The sequence below is a fragment of the Bacillus safensis genome, assembly GCF_039619585.1.
Classification (GTDB): Bacteria; Bacillota; Bacilli; order Bacillales; family Bacillaceae; genus Bacillus; species Bacillus safensis.
Genome location: NZ_CP154909.1, coordinates 3574762 through 3591341 on the forward strand (window position 1 = coordinate 3574762; position 16580 = coordinate 3591341).

Below are 16580 nucleotides of genomic sequence, written 5' to 3' on the forward strand. Positions count from 1 at the left end.
AGATGTTTCACATGGAACACTTGATTGAAACGAAGCGATTGTCTTTGCATATCAATTCATTAAAAGGACAAAAACAAACCATTCTTAAGGATATTCATTTATCGATAAAGCATGGGGAATTCGTGACCATTATGGGACCTTCTGGATGCGGGAAAACATCATTACTTTATCAGCTTAGCGGCATAGAAACAGCTTCAACAGGAGAGATCGAATATAAAGGCCGATCACTATCAGAAATGACAGACAAACAGTTAACTGCTCTGCGCTTAACAGAGATGGGGTTTGTCTTTCAGCACAGCCACTTATTAAAAAATCTTAATTTATTTGACAACATCATAGCTGCAGCTTATTTAGCAAAGAAAAAGCCAAGACAAGAATTGAATGAACGAGCTCAATATTTAATGAAAAAACTCGATATTGATCATTTGGCAAATAGATATTTGACAGAAGTATCGGGAGGACAGCTTCAAAGAGCCGCTATCTGCCGAGCGCTCATGAATGAACCAGACATACTTTTCGCTGATGAACCAACAGGTGCTCTTAATTCCAGTACAACAAAAGAAGTGATGAATATTTTTTCAAGAATCCACGCTGAAGGAGCAACACTGCTGCTTGTCACACATGACCCCAAGGTGGCTCTTCGTTCTGAAAGAATTATGTTTATGAATGACGGGGAAATTGTAGCCAGTTTACAACTAGGAAGATATGATCACTCAACTGCCGAGAACCGAGAAATGAGATTAAATCAATGGCTGCAAGATTTAGGTTTTTAATTTGAGAACAAATTTGAACAAACAGGCAGGAAACTGCCTGTTCTATTTTTTTTGGCACTCAAACGAGTAATCCATAGAAAAACTATTTGTTTCTAAGATGATTTTGCCGCCAGCTTGTTGACAAGATTCTGTCAGCAGCTCAATTTCTTTGCTATAAAAGTATCTCTTTGACATATAAACAGTCACTAAAACAAGTAACAGAGTCGCGATAATGACTGTGATTTGTCTATTTAAACTTGGAAATCTTTTTTTCATTTCAACATCCTTTCTAAAGGTCTAAGTTTGTGTTTAATACTTACTTTTGGCTGCATCTATCAGTTTCTTATCTCATGATCTAGCAACATCATACATGATTTTCTTTCCTAGATCGACCTTCCATTTTCCCTCTGAAATAGCTAAAACTTCTTTATTCCAAATATACCAGTGATATTTTCGTTCATTATCATAAAATCCTTTGTATATATTCCTTTTTTAGACTTCCAAAAAGAGATTTTATTCATTTGTGCTAACAAGCAATTACCCTTACAATATCGTACATCACATGACCTTAGGTCCCTTTTATTACCTCTTGTCAATCACTTCACAGAAACGATTATATTTTTCCAAAAATTGTGATATCGTTTTTTATGAAACAGGTGAAAGGATCTTAAAGAGGTGAAATTTCCATGGCTATCATTTCTGCTGAACAGGTGGGGAATCGTTTAAATGATTGGAGAATTGCAATTCGCAAGCATGATGTACACAGTGCAAAAGCAATGTATACAGAATTAAAAGAATTACTTCAAAAAATGGAAGAGAATCAGGAGGTCTTGACCTATTACTCATTGCTAGAAGGCAAGTATAAGCTCATGTTATATGAACGAAGAGGTACAAAACTGAAGGAACAGACAGAACCAGATTGCCCCTCTAAAACAAACGACTTAATTGAATACTATTTTTACCTATACAAAGCCCTTTACGCTTCATATAAAAGAGACTATGCATCAGCCATTGGACTGTTCAAAATTGCCGAGAAAAAACTACAACACATTCCTGATGAAATAGAAGTAGCAGAATTCCATACGAAAATCGCCAACTTATATATGCTGCTTCGTCAAAGCCTGATTTCTCTACACTACATTCAGAATGCTATTGATATTTTCAAAAGTCATGAAGGATATGAGAGAAGACTAGCTGCAGCCTTTGTCATCGCCGCTGCTAATTATATGGACATTGGTCACTTTATAAGAGCAGAAGACTACTACAAAAAAGCATTACACATCGCAGACAGTCTCAACGATCATTTTCTAACATCACAGCTTTATCATAATATCAGCATTTTGTACGCCGAAGCTGGCGAATCAAAAAAATGTATCGATGCCCTAGAAAAGGCTCTTAGTGATGAAGACTATCTCTCTTCGTGTTACTTTCATCACTCCATGTACATGTTAATGAAAGAGCTGCTTTCTATCGATGAAAGGACACAAGCTCTCTATTACTTCGAATTGGTGAATCAAAAACATGAATCAGAGAAGTGTCCCATCTATACAGCAAAAATGAATTTGCTTTACCATCTATATTTCACTGAAGATATGGCTCAAAAAGCTCAAGCCTGTTTCGATGAAATCAGCATTCTTAAAAAATTAAAGGATGCTGAAGGAGCCTGTGAATTAAGTGCATTAGCTGCAAAACACTTTGAAGAGCTGGGAGCAATTCATCAAGCCTATCTCTTCTTAAAGGAAGCTGATCGCATGAAACATCCTATCATTGACTGGGGGAATTCATATGAAAAAAATGAGTTTATTGATTATCGCTTTAACCATCGTTGTTTTAGGACAAACAGGGGCTTTCAATTCATTAAATGATGAAAATCCTGGTACAACAGAACGTCCTATCGGAACTTAATAAAAATATTTGTCATACAAAGAACCACTCGCCTCATCAAGGCAAGTGGTTCAACATTTATTTTAGTTGCTGATAAGATATGAGGCGGTGTATATGTACCGCAAGATAAGTAAGCTCATCATTAGGAATGACGATACTATGCACCTGTTTAATATAGTCTTTGATCTTAAAAGCAACATCCATCGCTTGAGGATATAAGTGTGCAATTTGTTCAAACAACTCATTTTCTTGATCTGATAATAATTTATCAGCATAAAATCTTTCTACAAAGAATTTCACATGTGTAATGAACCGGCTGTAATGAATATTCTCTTGATCCATTTTCATATTCAATGTATAGCGCACAAGATTGACAATACTCCCGATCATCTTGGCATATTTCATACCATCTTTCGAATCGGATTTTTCACCTAATGCATTAATTAAGTGAAAGGCGATATTAGCAGCTTCTTCTTTTGGTAATTGTATGCCCAATGTGTCATTGACTAACTCAAGTGCGTAATTCCCTACTTCAAATTCTTCCGTATAGTAGTTTTTGATTTCCCAATACACGCGATTCGTAATATTAATATTCTTTTTATGACGTTCCACTGCAAAATTCAAATGATCCATTAAGGTAAAATAAACACCTGAATTTAAAGTTGAGTTTAAACGTTTTTCTGCGTATTGGACGATGTGCTGAGTTAAATCGATAAACTCCTGAGGCATTGAATCTAACAGTTGAAGAAATTCTTTTGCTCTCATGTTATCAACTGACATAAAGACTTGGTCTGCTTTTTTCTCTTCTATCATTTGACCTGGTTTCTGTCCATAGCCAATTCCTCGGCCGAACAATACCATCTCCTGTTGGTTCTGATCTTCAGCCAGGACCACACTCGAGTTTAAAACTTTTTTGATTTTAAACATCGTCATCACCTGTTTTCATGATTGTGGTGTTCAATCAAGCGATTCACCATTTGTCTCAATGACTTTTTGGTACCAATAAAATGAATCTTTTCGAGATCGTTTTAATGTCCCGTTCCCGTCATCATCTTGATCGACGTGAATGAAGCCATAGCGTTTTGACATTTGTGATGTACCTGCACTAATAATATCAATCGAGCCCCAGCTCGTATATCCAAAGAGATCGACACCTTCATCAATCGCTTCTCTCATTTGACGGAAATGCTCTTTAAAATAGTTAATACGATAGTCGTCATGGATAGAGCCATCACTTTCAACTACATCCTTTGCACCCATGCCGTTCTCGACAATGATAAGAGGTTTTTGATAACGATCATACAATTCGATCAAAGAAATTTTCAGACCAACCGGATCAATTTGCCAGCCCCAGTCAGTTGAAGGAAGGTAAGGGTTTTTAACCCCGCGAATTGTGTTCCCTTCTGTCTCTTCTAATCCTTCTTGGGCTGACTCCGTTAAAGACATATAGTAGCTAAATGAGATAAAATCTACTGTGTTTTCTTTTAAAATGGTAAGGTCATCTGCTTCCATTTGAATATGAATATCTTTTCTCTCAAGCATGCGCTTGATCAGTGGCGGATACTCGCCAAATACCTGAACATCTGCATAGAAATAGTTTTCTAAGTTTTGTTTCAAAGCTTGTTCCACATCATTCGGGTGGCACGTATGCGGATACGTTGTCAATTTTGTCAGCATACATCCTACCTGGCTGCCTGGGATGATGCGATGGCAATCTGCTGTTACGATAGCAGATGCGACAAATTGATGATGAAGTGCTTGGTACACCGTTTCTTCCACTTTTCCTTCTGGGCAGCGATCAGGAATAATTCCTGCTGTAATGAAAGAGTGGCGGTGAATACTATCAATTTCATTAAAGGTGAGCCAATATTTCACATCATGTTTATATCGTTCAAAACATACATTGGCGAACTTAACAAAGAGATCAACGACTTTTCTTTCAACCCAGCCATTATATTTCACACTAAGCGCTAAAGGCATTTCATAATGAGAGAGAGTCACGATCGGTTCTATGTTGTGTTTTTTCATTTCTGCAAAGACACGATCATAAAATTGAAGCCCTTTTTCATTCGGTTCCGCTTCTTCTCCAGTAGGGAAGATACGACTCCATGCAATAGAAATCCGAAGTGTTTGAAATCCCATTTCTGCAAAGAGAGCCAAATCCTCTTTATAGTGATGATAGAAATCGATACCTCTGCGTTTTGGATATTTTTTATCGTCTGGATCTTTCATTGCACGATCTATATTTTCAGTGGTAACAGCAAGATGACCTTCATAATCTTCTACACTCAAGTTGGAACGGTACATTGCAATATCTGCAACAGACGGTCCCTTTCCATCTATATTCCAGGCGCCTTCTGCCTGGTTAGCCGCAATGGCACCGCCCCATAAAAATCCTTTTGGAAAACCTTTGATTTTTGTCATATGATTAGCCTCCTAATTGTGTAACAACCATCAATGTATCTTGACGATTGACCTCTTGTAATGGCTGTACCTTAATATCATATTGATCTGTATTTGTGATTACAGCAAGTGTTACTGGATCATATCCTGCTTCCATGATTTTTTCTAGATCAAATTCAATCAATAAATCTCCTGCTTGAACACGATCTCCTGCCTGCACTTTTGGATAGAAATACTGTCCTTCCAACTGAACAGTGTCAATGCCGATGTGGAATAATACTTCAACCCCTTGGTCCGTTTTCATACCAAGCGCATGGTTTGTTTCGAACAGCAAGGTCACCTCACCATCTACTGGTGCATAAAGTGCTCCTTTTGAAGGTACAATGGCAATTCCGTCTCCCATGACCTTTGAAGAAAAAATATCATCTTTTACTTCAGATAGAGAGATCATTTGACCAATCACAGGGCTTTTGAAAGTTTCTCCTGCTCCAATTTGTTCAGCCAATGCAGCTTGGTCCTTTGTCTTTTCTTCTACTGTTCGATCTTTACCTAATACAAAAGCAGCGATAAATGCGACAATAAATGAAATGACTGCTCCAATGATAGCAAACATCAGATTTCGCGGAAGTTCATCTGATATAAACATCGACATGCTTGCTAATCCTGGGCCAACAAGCACAAAGGCTTGTATACCAACTAAACCAATGAAAATTCCGCCAACAAACGAACCAATCATAACACTTCCAAGGACTCGCTTATTTTGAAGTGTCACACCATATAACGCCGGCTCTGTGATACCAAAAAAGGCTGAAATCCCTGCCGAAATGGCTGTTGATCTGAGTACCTTGTCTTTTGTGCGTAGTGCCACAGCAAAACACGCTCCACTTTCCGCAATATTATGCGCAAGTGATGCCGGTAAATAAAGCGCTTCTTTCCCAAGGGTTCCCATCGTTGTGACTGCATAAGGGACCATTGCTTTGTGCATGCCTGAAGCAACCATGAATGGGAGGACCGCTGCTAAAATTGCGACAGCTACCCAGCCTACCGTATTAAACATCGCAAGAATAATAGATGAAAAGCCTTGCCCCGCTGTAAAACCAATCGGTCCTAACAGAAGTAACGTAACTGGTACAGTAATGACCAATGACATCATCGGAACGAAGAAAATTCGAATTGGTTTTGGTGAAAACCGCGTAAAGAATTTTTCCATTTGCGCGTAAAGCAATACAGAAAGGATTGCCGGAAACACTTGATACGCATAAGCTATATTTTTTACATCGAATGACAGTAATTGCGCACCTTCTGTAAGCATTGCTGTCATGTTCGGCAGAAGGAGCGCACCGACTGCTGATAATGCGACCAGTGGGTTTACTTTTAGTTTATTCGCCGTCGTTACAGCAACTAATAAAGGCAGAAAGTAAAGTGGTGCATCACCTACCATGTTCAGTATTTGATAGGTTTGTCCCTTTGCATCCATCCAGCCTAATAAAGAGAAAAGGAGAAGAAATGATTTTAAAATTCCTCCGCCTGCGATAGCTGGTACAAGAGGCTGGAAGACACCGACAATAAAATCTAACAGGACTGTGCCTGCTTTTCTCTTTTCTTTTGGCTGATTGGATGGCACGTCTTGGCTTGATGAGCTGCTGCCTATTAAACTTGTTACCTTTTGATACACTTCAATGACGTCATTCCCAATCACCACTTGGCATTGTCCTGACATTCTGACAGCTATGACACCTGGTGTTTTTTCTAGTGCTGGTACATCTGCTTTTTTCTGATCAATTAGCGTGAAGCGAAGTCTTGTTGAACAGTGCTCAAGGTGCGCAATGTTTTCTTTGCCGCCTATATGCTGTAAAACGTCTTTGGCAACTTGTGTGTAATCCATTTTTTCTCCCCCTTTTCTCATACACGAGACCTATATTTTGGCAATAAAAAAAGGACCTAAAACGACAAATAAAAGAAATTCATCGTTTTTAGATCCTGCCTGCATGACCAGTCACATGTCTAATTTATTCATATTGGATTTGTTTTTAGTATATATTGATTATATGAAAGCGTCAACATTTATTTTTCTAAAAATTATTAAGGTCTATAGACCCAAATTCATTTTCCTTAATTAGTTGAAGCGTTTGCCTTCCTCTCTTTTTTTCACCAATAACTATCTTCATTATAAAAAACCAGATAAATTTATTCATTCATCTGGTTATCATCATCTATTTTTTCTTTTCTTCTGCCTGCTTTTTAAATGCTTCAGATTGTTTTTGATATTCCTGCTTTGAGACTGGTTTAAATTCTACGATGCCGCCTGCTATTTTCAGAGGAAGTTTTATTGATTTTGCACCTCGATTCGTTGAGCCTACGATAATACCAGTTTTGTGCTCTTCGATTTGAGGATAGGTACTGATATCAAACATGATTCCATCAGAAACACCACCCGCTTTATGTTTCGTCTCTTTATAAGGTTCACCACCATCCCCTGGAACTGTTCTCATTAGAAAGGCCCCTGACCATTCAGACTCAATATGCATGTGCTTTACTTGTAGAAATAGTTGGTATGTACCATCCTCCGCAGTATACAGATAACCATAAGCACCTGTTACTTTCTTGATGTAGTCTCTTAAATAATCATAAAATCTAGTTTCTGAGTCATCAATTAACTCATCATATCGATCTTGAATGGCTTTTTGATACGCATTTAATTTTTTTTGATCAACTGCTTTGTATGTGATGCTTTTGTTTTCACCTTGTTTTTTCACAGAGAGATCTTTTCCAGCAACATGTACTTCATACATCACCGAATCTTTTCCTCGCTTCACTTCAAATTCATAACCGTTTTCAATTGCTTTTCCAGTTAATTGATATTTATGTTTAAATAAATTCGGATCAAAATGCATTTCCGGACTTTCTTCTAAAATGGTTTCATTCAAGTGACCGGTTACTTTCCCTTTTCTCTCCGTTACCTTAAACCAATTCACGCCCTCTTTTGTTTTCTGCGCAAAGGCGTAGGATTGATTCAATGCACTCTTTTTTCCGATTGCTTGATAGGCTGACCAGCTGACTGCACCAAGGACTAATACCGTCAGGACAGCCACAAACCAGATTTTCGATTTACTCATACGTACCCCTCCAATATATAATCTGATGAAAGATCATCCATATATATGAGTGATTCACCTCTCTGATTAGCAAAATCAGGTAAATATCCACTCCCTTTATCGAATTTATTTTTCAACAACCCCTTGTATCTGCCACTTCACATCATTTATTATATATCTAAAAGATATATCATTTAGATAGGTGTGCTGATATGAAAAAATACAATGATACGACGTATGCGATTTTAGGTATTTTAACGACTGATTGTAAGTCAGGGTATGAAGTGAAGCAATTAATTGATAGAAGCCTGCATCATTTTTGGAAAATCAGTTATGGACAAATTTATCCAGCTTTAAAGTTAATAGTCGAGGAAGGCCTTGCGGAAGTTTCACCTGCTGCTGCTTCTGGCCGCTCAGACAAGCGGGAATATCATTTGACTGAAAAAGGACTGAATACGTTAAGAGAGTGGCTGGCGCAGCCGCTCGATCAGTTACCAACAGAGCGTAATGAGGTGTTATTAAAGTTATTCTTTGGTCAATATCTTTCGTTTGAGAAGAAACTAGTGCTTTTACAGGATTATGAGCGGCAGCTTCGTATTCGTTATGAAACTTATGTTTCAATTGAACAAAACATTCAAGAGCTTTATCCAGATGAAGCGGATGCGAAGTATTGGCTGTTTACTTTAGATTATGGAAAAAGAGTGGCTCAAGCAGGAATTGATTGGTGCGTGGACACATTCCATTCGATGAAGAAGGAAGGGTAAATGAATGAAAAAAGACATACGTGCGGGTAGATTTACAACGGACAATTCTGATTCGATTGTTGTGTTCATCATCGGAATGAGGATCAACAAACGCTGGGCCATTCATCAATGGCTGCCTGTGTTCATGGCGATGCCTGGCATGATCAAGGAGCTGTATACCCATCAAGATGAGCTTGGCTTTCTTGGGACAGAGAATTACTTTGGATTACGCACGACAGCGATGATTCAATATTGGAAATCAACAGATGACCTCCTTGCCTATGCCAAGATGGAGAAGCATTTGGCTGCTTGGAAAGAATTTAACCAAAGAACACGAAATAATGACGCCGTCGGAATTTATCATGAAACGTACCAAATTCAAGCCGGCTCGTATGAATCCATCTACGTGAACATGCCTTCCTACGGACTGAGCCAAGCAAAATCCCCTATTTCAATAAGTAAAGGTCAACAAACAGCGAAGGACCGTCTGAATACAACAAATTCCTAGAGAGCGATTCTCTAGGAATTTCTTTTTGTAACGGTCACAAAATGCTTTAATATGCGGGCTGTTAATCCCCATATGGTGTAGTTTTCGTAATCATAAAACCATTCCTCAATCGAACGGCTTCCCCAGCTGTATTTTTCACCATTCATGATTTTTTCATAAGGGAAGTCCTCTCCTGGTGTTGGCTGAACGGATACATGATGTAAGTATGGCTCATATTGGCTGAGCCATGATAGAGGCACGGTAAAAGTCTCCTCTACTTCTTCTTGATTAAAGGAGTGTTTCACTTTTTGCTCATCAATGATACCGACATATGGGTATACCACAAAAGATGGAGAAGCGATATAAGGACTGAGCTGTCCAAGGATCTCGACCGATTCTGGCGGAATGCCCAGCTCTTCATGTGTTTCTCGCAGTGCAGCTTCCTGTGCAGTTTCGCTGCCGTCAAGCTTGCCCCCAGGAAAGCTAATATCCCCCGGCTGTTTTCTCATGGTCAACGATCGGACCTCAAATAATATATGCCAATCTCCATTTACTTGCACCAAAGGGATAAGGACTGCTGCTTTGAACGCTGTCTCTTCTCCAATGAACAACGGTTGTGATTGATGTAAGTCATTTTTTAATTGATCAATGAACACGGACATCACCTGTTTTCTGTTTCTCTTTCCTTTAGCGTATCATGGTTCACCTTTTCAATAAAGATGATCTTTCTGACAATTATTTTTATCATTTTGACAACTTTACTTGTCAAAATGAATATAATGCTTTACAATCAAGGAAAGATTTCAACCAAAATTGAGGTGACAGAATGAAAAATCGGTTAAAAGAGCTTCGTGCGCGAGATGGTTTAAACCAAACTGAACTTGCAAAGCGTGCAAAGGTCTCTCGTCAAACCATCAGCTTAATGGAACGAGATGAGTTAATGCCGTCTCTATTGCTCGCTGTTAAGCTTTCACGAATTTTTCAGGAACCCATTGAACGTATTTTTCTATTCGAGGAGGATGAACTCTCATGAAAACTGTATACAAAATGCTCTTAGGTGCTCTCCTTGGCTTTCTCGGCGCTTACTGTCTGCTGGCAGCCGAATTTGAAATGACACTTCTTGATGTTGCATTTGAAGCCACTCTTGTCATCAGTGGATTGACGATTTTATTGATTATTTATTGTTTTTCAGGGATTTCACGTATGAAAAAAAGAGTATCTCTTTCGGTTTCTGGAGATGAAGAGGATGAACTGGAGGCAAAACAATATCGGACCTTTACTGATTTGACTTTAGCCAATACGGTAAGTACCATTTTTTCCATTGTTGCCATCGGTATCGCGATCGTCACCGAGCAGCCCATTTGGTTGATTCTCGTCAATGCTGCTTTATTTATTGTCTCCATTATCAGTTCATATATAGCGATATCTGTTCTAAAGCTTGTCTACCCTAATCGCAACCTGCCAAGTCCATCTGACAAAGATTATAGTAAAAAGCTGCTCGCTATTTCAGACGAAGGCGAAAAGCATGTGATGCTTGGCGGACTGTTTCACACGTATCAAATGATGAATGTTCTATTGACCGGCGCCATGTTTATTTTGATTGTGTATTCCCTTGGAGCCAATCACTCTCAGCTTTTCTCAATCATGGTCATTGGTGTTGTTTTGATCATTTTGAATGCAAATTATGTGCTAAAGATTAGAAATCGTTAAATGAACAAAAGCACAGCCTAATGCAAAGGCTGTGCTTTTTCCGTTCATTATGACGCGCGGCGTTTCTTTCGTGCATAAATCAATAGTAAGAAACCAAACCAGACCGGCGTTAATAAGAGCGCGGGGCGTGTTGCATCTGCAAACAGCATGATCACTAGAATCGCAGCGAAGAGAACCAAAACACATATATTCACAAAAGGTGTGAAAGGTGCTTTAAAGGTAGATGCTTCATGCAATTCAGGCCGTGTTTTTTTATATTTCAAATGGCTAATTAAAATAATACTCCATACCCAAATGAAACAAATGGCACTGATCGTTGTCACAATACCAAAGGCTTGTTCGGGAATCAGCTTGCTTAAAAGAGCTCCAACCGATACCACAATCGTCGAAACAAACAGGGCATTGCTTGGGACAGCATGCTTGTTCAGACGTCCGAAGGAAGCTGGACCCTGCTTTTGATGACTAAGATTATACAGAATACGGCTCGTCGAGAACATGCCGCTATTACAAGCTGATGCCGCAGACGTCAACACAACAAAATTAATGAGCCCTGCTGCTACTGGTATCCCAATGAGTCCAAAGGTTTTCACAAAAGGACTTTCTGATGCGCTGAGTTCAGTCCATGGGTTGATACATAGTAAGACAAAAATCGCTCCCACATAGAAAAATAGAATTCTTAATGGAATCTTATTAATCGCAGAAGGGATGTTTTTTTGCGGATTGGCTGTTTCTGCTGCGGACACACCGACCAGTTCAACTCCCACATACGCAAAAATCACCATCTGGAATGACAATAAGAAACCTGTGACACCATTCGGGAATAACCCGCCATGAGACCATAAATTCGTTACTGTCACCGGTCCGGCATCTGTTTGAAAACCAATGATTAAAAGAACCATTCCAACCCCGATCAATAATAGAATCGTAATTACTTTAATGAGTGCAAACCAAAATTCCATTTCTCCGAAAAGCTTCACCGTTAATAGATTCAATCCTAGTAAAATCAATAAACAAATGATGGCAGGAATCCACTGCGGGATGTCAAACCAATACTGCACGTACACACCGACCGCAATGACATCCGCCATCGCTGTCATAATCCAGCAAAACCAATAGGTCCATCCTGTCACAAAGGAAGCCCACGGGCCGAGATAGTCCTCTGCAATATCGGTTAATGACTGATAGCCTGCCTTCGATAAAAGCAATTCTCCGAGTGCCCTCATGACAAAAAAGATGGCCATCCCGACAATTAAATAAGCAAAAATGATTGAAGGGCCTGCCAATTGAATAGCCTTTCCGGATCCTAAAAACAGCCCGGTTCCAATGGTTCCGCCAATGGCAATCAATTGTACATGACGGTTTGATAAATCTCGTTTTAATTCTTGTTGTGCCAATGCTAACACCCTCCTACGACACGATCTTATCCTGAAATAATGAACCCTTTAAAAAAGTCCATAAAAAAAGAGATTGGATGCGCTCCAATCTCACGGTCATAAAAGAATAGCAAAATAGAGAAAAGTCATACACGGCATCATCCATGCACCACAAATACAATATTTCGTACTCTTCTGTCCTTTTGCCTGAGATTGTGAACCCTTCGGCGCCGCACATACATGCGGTCTCTCCAGAAGCTGCTCCTGCTATAGTGTGACCCACAGCATTCATAGCCTTCGTTATTTAATTAAAATGTTGCTATTTCTGAATAATTTCATATTTTACGCCTCAATCTGAAAGCTGTCAATGGTAATCTTTTATGATTTACGGCGTTACTCATATGTCTTCACTTCATCAATCCCCCCTGATTCATGTATAATAAATCAAAAGATGTTCGGCTCGTCTGATAGAGAAATCCCTCTTGATGATGAACAAAGTTAGGCAATCCATTGAAGTTGGTGAAGATAAATGAAAAAAATGAACAAGCAGCGTGTCACATTACAGGAAGTCGCCAAGCATGCCGGTGTCTCGACTTCAACGGCATCACTCGTTGTTCGAAATAATCCTAGAATCTCTGAAGCCACTCGAAACAAAGTACTGCAATCCATGGAGGAATTAGGATACGTATACGACCGCGTTGCTGCCAACATGCGGTCAAAAAGCTCAAATATCGTGGGTGTGATTGTGACGGATATTTCTAACACCTTTATTTCGGAGTTTTTAATTGGCGTACAAACCACGCTTGAGTCACTGGGCTATACTGTTTTACTTGGTACGACCTTTGACAGTGTCGATAAACAGGAGCGGCTCATTTCCACCATGGTAGAGCACCGAGTGGGCGGGATTATTTTAAACCCAGCTTCGAAAAGCTCTGCTCGAACGGTCAAACAATTAAATCAAATTCGCACCCCAAAAGTACTGGCAAATCGTGAATTATCAGATGTGCAATGTGACTATGTCGGTGTTGATTATGAACAAGGTACTTGGATGGCGGTTCATCATCTTCTTCAAAAAGGGCATCGCCGCATCGCTTTTTTAGGCGGCATCAAGACTTCTTCGACTTGGATTGAGCGGATGAAAGGTTTCAAAAGAGCTCATGACGAAGAAAATGTGACGATTGATGATTCTCTTATTATTGATATAGAACCTACTCGTGAAGGCGGGAAAGAAGCACTTGCCCAAGTGATGGATCAGCCTGAGCCCCCTACTGCTATTTTTTGTTTTAGTGACTTATTCGCTTTTGGGGTCATTCAAGCCCTGTCAGCACGGGGCATCAAGCCTGGTGAAGATATCGATGTCGTTGGATTCGATAATGTTCCTGAAGCAGAAATGTATCATCCGCCGCTCACCACTGTTTCCTCCTTCCCACGATCCATCGGGGTAAAAGCAGCGAACCTTTTATATCATAAAATGAACGAACAGGATGAAGAGCTGCAGCGATTGATTTTAAAGCCTCAACTTCATATTAGAGAAACCTCTCCATCATGATGAAAAAGAGAATTGTGTGCAGCAATTCTCTTTTTTTATTGATCAAGTCAACTATTTCTTTGTTTCATTTTTCTTTTTTTAAATCACAAAGTCATAAACTTGACACATTTAAAATGCAGGAGTATATTTATCTCGTTGCTTCTTTTAGTATATCGTTATACCTATTTCGTCATATCATCATTTCTATCAAAAACAGTTAAAAGTGGTTTTTTATGATTCTGATCAAATCATGAAGTTTCACTTCCTAATCAAGGCTTTTATTATTTTTTCATTTTTAGTAGAACGATGTACTTGATTGAAGAACAGATGAATATTCATTATTTTTTCATCAATCACATAAGGGGTGTTGTGATGGGCTTCATATTATTTATTTTGAAGGAAACAATAACAAAGGGTATACAAAGAATTTGACCTTAAATGGGGTTTCAAATATAGGAGTGGGAACATGAAAAATCCTTATATAAAATCGTCACTTGGCATGTATTTAAACTACTTCATGCTTGGCATGATCAATATTATTGTAGCTTCCAACATGGACAGCTTATCTGAACGCTACCATGTGGATATTCCGAAAATCAGCTTGCTTGTATCGGCGATCGGAATTGGTAAACTCATTGCGCTCTTTTTCTCAGGCCGGTTAGCCGACAGCTGGGGACGTAAGCCTGTCATTATTACAGGAAATTTTCTTTACTTATTATTCTTAATCGGTATTCCAACGACAACAAGTTATACACTGGCATTTATCTTTGCGATATCAGCAGGTATTGCCAACTCACTGCTTGATTCAGGAACCTATCCTGCTTTGTCAGAGTCATTTCCGAAAAAAGCAAGTTCGGCTTCTGTTTTAGTAAAAGCGTCTGTATCCATTGGGGCGACTGTTCTTCCATTTATCTTGGCATTCCTAGTGGCACATGACATCTTCTGGGGCTGGGCGTTCTTTGGACTAGGGCTTCTTTATTTACTTGTAGGGATTTACTTAATCTTTATGCCATTCCCGAACCATAAGCAAGTTTCTTCACAAGACGCTCTTCCAGTACAGGACCAGCTGAAAGAAGAACCAAAAATGCTTGGCGAAGGTTTAGCTGTTGTACTGATGGGATTCACATCGACTGCATTGTTTGTCGTATGGCAGACATGGCTTCCGCAGCTCGGGTTAAAATTAATCGGACTTGGCACAGAACAAGCTACACAGCTTCTATCTTATTTTAGTATTGGTGCACTGGTATCTGTTCTATTGCTTTCGATCGTCTTAGATAAATTCATTTCACCGATTATGGTGGCGATCATTTATCCAATTGGGGCGTTCCTTGCGATGCTTGCACTATTCCAAGTTGAAACTTACAGCATTGTCATTGTCAGCACCTTCTTCTTAGGACTATTTACAGCGGGAATCTTCCAACTGGCGATGAGTATTATGATGAAATTGTTCCCGACAAACAAAGCAACGGCTTCATCCTATGTTAACATTGCGGCAAGCTCAGCGTTTATACTCGTGCCGCTCATTACAAGTGGATTGGTCAGCACGTACGATATTAAAATGACGTTATTTTTCGATATGATCATCGCAGTTATTAGCATATTACTAGCGGTCTTTGTTCTTGGACGCATGAAAAAATTATTTAGATAATTAAAGGAGATGTCAATCATGACAAACATACATGAACGTAATATTGATGGGAAAACAAAATTAGTTGGTCTTCTTGCTACACCAATCGGGCACAGCCTTTCACCACGTATGCATAACCTTGGCTATACACTAACAGGTCTCAACTATGCTTACCTTGCATTTGAAGTAGGGAATGATGAACTAGAAGCAGCCGTAAATGGTATGAAAGCAATGGGTGCAGCTGGATTTAACGTCTCTATGCCGAACAAAATGAAAGTACTAGATTACTTAGACGAACTAGATGATTCTGCAAGATATACACGTGCAAGTAACACTGTAGTGAACAAGAATGGTAAGCTCATCGGCTACAACACAGATGGTCTTGGATATGTAAGAAACTTGATTGAACATGGTGTTGAATTAGCTGGTAAGAAGGTCACTCTCGTTGGCTCTGGCGGTGCTGCGACTCCGATTGCGATTCAGCTTGCACAGTCCGGCATTCGTGAAATTAGTATTTTTGCTCGTAATGATCAATACTTTGTTCAAGCAGAAGAAAATGTAAATTACATCAACAACGAAATGAAATCATTCGGTGTCAAAGCAAACATTTTCCCACTTGAAGACAAAGACGCGTTCCGCCGTGAAGTAGCAGAAAGTGCAATCCTGGCAAATGGGACAAGCCTTGGCATGAAACCACTGGATCAACTCAGCATTATCGATGATACACTTGATGTACTTCGTGAAGATTTGATCGTGACAGATGTCGTATACAACCCGCAAAAAACAAAGCTTCTTGCGCAAGCACAGGAAGCTGGCGCCAAAACCATTAACGGTCTTGGAATGATGCTGTGGCAAGGTGCACTTGCTTACAAACTCTTTACTGGTGAAGATATGCCAGTTGATCAAGTAAAACAAATTCTTTTTGAAAATGACCGTTTCTAAAATAAAAAAGACAAAGGGCTAAAATGATCATCATTT

At 39.3% G+C, this 16580-nt stretch carries 16 protein-coding genes and 1 riboswitch; of the genes, 9 read left to right on the plus strand and 7 right to left on the minus strand.

Translation table 11 applies throughout. The features are described 5' to 3' along the window. The first annotated feature begins 11 nt into the window (after positions 1–11). Entirely contained in the window at positions 12–773 is a 762-nt protein-coding gene (locus AAYR28_RS18360) for an ABC transporter ATP-binding protein (protein ID WP_034281417.1), read from the plus strand. A 42-nt stretch (positions 774–815) separates the two neighbouring features. On the opposite strand, the gene AAYR28_RS18365 is transcribed toward AAYR28_RS18360, so the two are convergent. Further along, positions 816–1028: a hypothetical protein gene (locus tag AAYR28_RS18365; RefSeq protein ID WP_034281418.1), complete on the minus strand. Its 213-nt coding sequence runs from the start codon at positions 1026–1028 to the stop codon at positions 816–818. A 410-nt stretch (positions 1029–1438) separates the two neighbouring features. Between AAYR28_RS18365 and AAYR28_RS18370 the strand changes: the two genes are divergently transcribed. Further along, a complete protein-coding gene (locus tag AAYR28_RS18370; RefSeq protein ID WP_061110309.1) occupies positions 1439–2617 on the plus strand; it encodes a RapH N-terminal domain-containing protein in 1179 nt (392 codons plus the stop codon). 97 nt (positions 2618–2714) lie between these two features. Here AAYR28_RS18370 and AAYR28_RS18375 read toward each other — a convergent pair whose 3' ends face one another. From AAYR28_RS18375 to AAYR28_RS18390, 4 genes are all read right to left on the minus strand, one after another. Further along, positions 2715–3563 (minus strand): PRD domain-containing protein, encoded by an 849-nt coding sequence (locus tag AAYR28_RS18375; protein WP_034281420.1) that lies wholly within the window; start codon positions 3561–3563, stop codon positions 2715–2717. 30 nt (positions 3564–3593) lie between these two features. Then, positions 3594–5060 (minus strand): glycoside hydrolase family 1 protein, encoded by a 1467-nt coding sequence (locus AAYR28_RS18380; RefSeq protein WP_120208004.1) that lies wholly within the window; start codon positions 5058–5060, stop codon positions 3594–3596. Between the two features lie 4 nt (positions 5061–5064). After that, entirely contained in the window at positions 5065–6924 is a 1860-nt protein-coding gene (locus AAYR28_RS18385; protein WP_120208005.1) for a beta-glucoside-specific PTS transporter subunit IIABC, read from the minus strand. 328 nt (positions 6925–7252) lie between these two features. Then, positions 7253–8155: a hypothetical protein gene (locus tag AAYR28_RS18390; RefSeq protein ID WP_120208007.1), complete on the minus strand. Its 903-nt coding sequence runs from the start codon at positions 8153–8155 to the stop codon at positions 7253–7255. A gap of 191 nt (positions 8156–8346) precedes the next feature. Between AAYR28_RS18390 and AAYR28_RS18395 the strand changes: the two genes are divergently transcribed. Further along, positions 8347–8898 (plus strand): PadR family transcriptional regulator, encoded by a 552-nt coding sequence (locus AAYR28_RS18395; RefSeq protein ID WP_061110313.1) that lies wholly within the window; start codon positions 8347–8349, stop codon positions 8896–8898. Positions 8899–8902: 4 nt separating this feature from the next. Continuing rightward, positions 8903–9385 carry a DUF4188 domain-containing protein gene (locus AAYR28_RS18400; RefSeq protein WP_061110314.1) on the plus strand — a complete coding sequence of 161 codons (483 nt, stop codon included), beginning with the start codon at positions 8903–8905 and terminating at the stop codon, positions 9383–9385. Between the two features lie 11 nt (positions 9386–9396). Here AAYR28_RS18400 and AAYR28_RS18405 read toward each other — a convergent pair whose 3' ends face one another. Beyond that, the gene (locus tag AAYR28_RS18405; RefSeq protein WP_046312645.1) at positions 9397–10020 is read right to left on the minus strand and encodes an NUDIX hydrolase; all 624 of its coding nucleotides are present in this window, start codon (positions 10018–10020) and stop codon (positions 9397–9399) included. A 170-nt stretch (positions 10021–10190) separates the two neighbouring features. Here AAYR28_RS18405 and AAYR28_RS18410 point away from each other — a divergent pair, with 170 nt between their 5' ends. Together AAYR28_RS18410 and AAYR28_RS18415 are read left to right on the plus strand one after the other, a co-directional pair. Next, a complete protein-coding gene (locus AAYR28_RS18410) occupies positions 10191–10397 on the plus strand; it encodes a helix-turn-helix transcriptional regulator (RefSeq protein ID WP_003215336.1) in 207 nt (68 codons plus the stop codon). Then, the gene (locus tag AAYR28_RS18415) at positions 10394–11074 is read left to right on the plus strand and encodes a DUF3169 family protein (protein WP_041118373.1); all 681 of its coding nucleotides are present in this window, start codon (positions 10394–10396) and stop codon (positions 11072–11074) included. The genes AAYR28_RS18410 and AAYR28_RS18415 overlap by 4 nt, the downstream gene beginning before the upstream one ends. A gap of 47 nt (positions 11075–11121) precedes the next feature. On the opposite strand, the gene AAYR28_RS18420 is transcribed toward AAYR28_RS18415, so the two are convergent. Continuing rightward, entirely contained in the window at positions 11122–12468 is a 1347-nt protein-coding gene (locus AAYR28_RS18420) for an amino acid permease (protein ID WP_061110315.1), read from the minus strand. Positions 12469–12632: 164 nt separating this feature from the next. Continuing rightward, positions 12633–12712, minus strand: a riboswitch (glycine riboswitch). 264 nt (positions 12713–12976) lie between these two features. Between AAYR28_RS18420 and AAYR28_RS18425 the strand changes: the two genes are divergently transcribed. The 3 genes from AAYR28_RS18425 (at position 12977) to AAYR28_RS18435 (ending at position 16544) form a co-directional block, all read left to right on the plus strand. Next, positions 12977–13996, plus strand: a complete 1020-nt coding sequence (locus AAYR28_RS18425) for a LacI family DNA-binding transcriptional regulator (RefSeq protein ID WP_034281429.1) — start codon at positions 12977–12979, stop codon at positions 13994–13996. Positions 13997–14441: 445 nt separating this feature from the next. Continuing rightward, on the plus strand, positions 14442–15623 hold the full coding sequence (locus tag AAYR28_RS18430; protein WP_070326227.1) for an MFS transporter: 1182 nt from the start codon (positions 14442–14444) through the stop codon (positions 15621–15623). Positions 15624–15641: 18 nt separating this feature from the next. Continuing rightward, positions 15642–16544: a shikimate dehydrogenase gene (locus AAYR28_RS18435; RefSeq protein WP_024427593.1), complete on the plus strand. Its 903-nt coding sequence runs from the start codon at positions 15642–15644 to the stop codon at positions 16542–16544. The last annotated feature ends 36 nt before the right edge of the window (positions 16545–16580 follow it).

What these genes read in the sequence shown, in the direction of transcription:
- AAYR28_RS18360 (WP_034281417.1), top strand. Translation starts at nt 12, where the DNA reads ATGGAACACTTGATTGAAACGAAGCGATTGTCTTTGCATATCAATTCA.
- AAYR28_RS18365 (WP_034281418.1), bottom strand. Translation starts at nt 1,028, where the DNA reads ATGAAAAAAAGATTTCCAAGTTTAAATAGACAAATCACAGTCATTATC.
- AAYR28_RS18370 (WP_061110309.1), top strand. Translation starts at nt 1,439, where the DNA reads ATGGCTATCATTTCTGCTGAACAGGTGGGGAATCGTTTAAATGATTGG.
- AAYR28_RS18375 (WP_034281420.1), bottom strand. Translation starts at nt 3,563, where the DNA reads ATGTTTAAAATCAAAAAAGTTTTAAACTCGAGTGTGGTCCTGGCTGAA.
- AAYR28_RS18380 (WP_120208004.1), bottom strand. Translation starts at nt 5,060, where the DNA reads ATGACAAAAATCAAAGGTTTTCCAAAAGGATTTTTATGGGGCGGTGCC.
- AAYR28_RS18385 (WP_120208005.1), bottom strand. Translation starts at nt 6,924, where the DNA reads ATGGATTACACACAAGTTGCCAAAGACGTTTTACAGCATATAGGCGGC.
- AAYR28_RS18390 (WP_120208007.1), bottom strand. Translation starts at nt 8,155, where the DNA reads ATGAGTAAATCGAAAATCTGGTTTGTGGCTGTCCTGACGGTATTAGTC.
- AAYR28_RS18395 (WP_061110313.1), top strand. Translation starts at nt 8,347, where the DNA reads ATGAAAAAATACAATGATACGACGTATGCGATTTTAGGTATTTTAACG.
- AAYR28_RS18400 (WP_061110314.1), top strand. Translation starts at nt 8,903, where the DNA reads ATGAAAAAAGACATACGTGCGGGTAGATTTACAACGGACAATTCTGAT.
- AAYR28_RS18410 (WP_003215336.1), top strand. Translation starts at nt 10,191, where the DNA reads ATGAAAAATCGGTTAAAAGAGCTTCGTGCGCGAGATGGTTTAAACCAA.
- AAYR28_RS18415 (WP_041118373.1), top strand. Translation starts at nt 10,394, where the DNA reads ATGAAAACTGTATACAAAATGCTCTTAGGTGCTCTCCTTGGCTTTCTC.
- AAYR28_RS18425 (WP_034281429.1), top strand. Translation starts at nt 12,977, where the DNA reads ATGAAAAAAATGAACAAGCAGCGTGTCACATTACAGGAAGTCGCCAAG.
- AAYR28_RS18430 (WP_070326227.1), top strand. Translation starts at nt 14,442, where the DNA reads ATGAAAAATCCTTATATAAAATCGTCACTTGGCATGTATTTAAACTAC.
- AAYR28_RS18435 (WP_024427593.1), top strand. Translation starts at nt 15,642, where the DNA reads ATGACAAACATACATGAACGTAATATTGATGGGAAAACAAAATTAGTT.